General features: G+C 74.8%; 3 protein-coding genes. 2 read left to right on the forward strand and 1 reads right to left on the reverse strand.

Features of this window, described 5'->3' with window-relative positions; translation table 11 throughout:
- The coding region (cysD, locus tag B4M60_RS06400) for a sulfate adenylyltransferase subunit CysD (protein WP_291081378.1) at positions 1–444 on the reverse strand (444 nt) is incomplete at its 3' end.
- 170 nt (positions 445–614) lie between these two features.
- Here cysD and B4M60_RS06405 point away from each other — a divergent pair.
- Positions 615–1,553 carry a helix-turn-helix domain-containing protein gene (locus tag B4M60_RS06405; RefSeq protein WP_291081380.1) on the forward strand — a complete coding sequence of 313 codons (939 nt, stop codon included), beginning with the start codon at positions 615–617 and terminating at the stop codon, positions 1,551–1,553.
- Between the two features lie 120 nt (positions 1,554–1,673).
- A partial coding sequence (locus tag B4M60_RS06410) for a GAF domain-containing protein (RefSeq protein ID WP_349679610.1) occupies positions 1,674–2,550 on the forward strand: 877 nt, incomplete at its 3' end.

The raw sequence follows: 2,550 nt of genomic DNA on the forward strand, positions 1-2,550 counted from the left end.
CTTGGCGCGGGCCTTCTCCTCGTCCCGGCGGGCGCCGCCGAACACGGCGTCGAAGCGGTTCTCCTGGATGCCCCGCAGCAGGGCGGCGGTCTGGAGGCGGTTGCGGCTGGTGCCCACGCCGGTCTCCTCGACCACGCGGCCGGCGTCGATGTCGTCCTGGACGTAGGACACGATCAGCTGGACGCCGGTCTCGGCCACCACGCGGTCCCGGTACTCGATCACCTCGTCGAAGTTGTGGCCGGTGTCGACGTGCATGAGCGGGAACGGCATCGGCGCGGGCCAGAACGCCTTGCGCGCCAGGTGGAACATCACCACGGAGTCCTTGCCGCCGGAGAAGAGCATCCCCGGCCGCTCGAACTGCGCGGCCACCTCGCGGAAGATGTGCACGGACTCGGCCTCGAGCGCGTCGAGGTGCGAGAGCGTCACCGCCGTCCTCGGTGTCATGCGACCTCCAGTGTCGTGGGCCGGCCCGGGTCCCCCCGGCCCGGCGCTGGGCAGACAGATCTGTCTGCCATCGGGCATCCGGACCATCGTGCGCCTCCGGAAGCGGGATTTCCCTCTCCGTGAGGCCAATGCGCGCGGGAGTGTCCGTTTTCCGACGTATGGTGTCGACTATGCGACACGAACCCACACACCGCGTGCTCTCCGTGGTGGAGGCGCTCGCCGCGGACGGTCCTCCCCTCCCCCTGTCCGAGATCGCCCGCGAGGCCGAGGCCAGCCGCTCGACCCTCCACGCCGTGCTGGCGGAGATGCGGGCGCAGGGGTGGGCCGAGAAGGTGGCGGGCGGCTGGCGGGCCGGACCGCGCCTCCGGGCGGTGGGCGCCCTGCTGGCCGCGGAGGTCGATCTGGCGAGGGCCGCCCGGGAGCCGCTCGAGGCGCTGGCCGAGGCCACCGGGATCGCGGCTGTGGTCTTCGAGGTCCGCGAGGGGATGGCCGAGGTCGTGGACTCGGCCGGGTCGGGCATGCGCACGGCGTCCCGCGGGGTCGTGCCGGTCGGTCACGTGGTGCCGCTCCGGGCACCCTTCGCCCGCGAGCTCGCGGCCCGCCTGCCGATGGTCGAGCAGCGGCGGTGGCTGGCCGAGTCCGGCGGCCTGACCCCGGCGGCGCGCGAGCGCCTGGAGCTGGTCCTGCCCCAGATCGCGCGCCGCGGCTGGTCCGTCGAGCGGCTCACCCCCGGGCGTCGCGAGCTACTGCGGATGGCCGACTCGCTGGAGGCCTCCGGAATCGGTTCGCTGGTGCGCGACCGCGTGTCGGAGCTCTTCGTGGAGCTGTCCGAGATCGACGTGACCGACGCCGAACTCGCCGGCACCGCCGACCTGGCGGTGGCCTCGGTGGCCGCCCCCGTGCTGCGCGCGGACGGCCGGGCCGTGGGGTCGGTGGCCGTCACCCCGGGACGGCGCATGACCGGCCGGGCCGTCGCGCGGGCGGTGGAGGCGGTCACCGCGTGCGCCGGCGACGTGTCGGCCCGGCTGGCCTCCCGGCCCGGCCCGGCCCGCGCCGCCGTCCTGCCGCCGCACCTCGTGCACCCGGCGCACGCCGCCCGCGTCCCCTGACCCGCGGGATCGGGAGCGGGCGCAGGCGCGGGAGCGGGAGCGGGCGCAGGGCATCCGCGGCGCCGGCCGCGGCATCGGTATGGTGTCGGTCACACTCCCCTCGCGCTCCGGAGGTGGTCCATGACCCCGCCCTCACCACCCACCCCGTCGGGACCCGGCGAGGACCAGCTGGGGATGTCGTGGCGCCGGTCGGCGCTGACCGGGCTCACCCCGAAGAGCGCACGCCCGGGCGCCCCTCACCCTCGCGCCAGCCGGTCCCACCGCCTGATCGAGGCCGCCCGCCCGGTGATGGACGCGCTGGACCCCGTCCTGCGCGACACGGGAGCCACCCTCCTGCTGGCGGACCGCGACGGCCGGGTCATCCGGACCGTCCGCGACAACGCACGGATCTCCCGCATGCTGCTGCGGCGCGGGGTCGACGACGGCGCCACGCTCACCGAGGAGGCCGTGGGCAACAACGGGATCGGGACGGCTCTGGAGACCCGCGCCGGGGTGTTCATCCACGGCGAACAGCACTTCGCGGAGGTCCTGCGCGACTTCGTCTGCTACGGGCACCCGATCGTCGACCCGCTCACCCGACGGCTGGTCGGGGCGGTGGACCTGACCGGCATGAGCGCGGACGCCTCCCGCATGTTCGCCCCGTTCGTGCGCAAGATCGTCGCGGACATCGAGGCCCGCTACGTGGACACCGCCCGCGCCGACGACCGCGAGCTCTGGCACCGCTTTGTCGAACGCACCCGCTCCTCGGACACCGCGACCTGCGCGTTCGGCGACGAGGTGGTGCTGGCCTCGCACTACAGCCTGGAGCGGCTGGACTCCCGGGACATCGTGACGCTCCGGCGGCTGGTCGAGCGCGGAGAGGTGAGCGACGCCGTGGAGCTCTCGATGGGCACGGTGGGCGTGCTAGCGAGCCGGGTCGGCCGCCGCGGGCACCTGCTCGACCTGACGTTCCCGGAGCCGCCGGACCCGTCCGTGCCCACCGTCAGCATGCCCACCG

Source organism: Dietzia sp. UBA5065 (assembly GCA_002415925.1).
In the GTDB taxonomy this organism is placed as follows: domain Bacteria; phylum Actinomycetota; class Actinomycetes; order Mycobacteriales; family Mycobacteriaceae; genus Dietzia.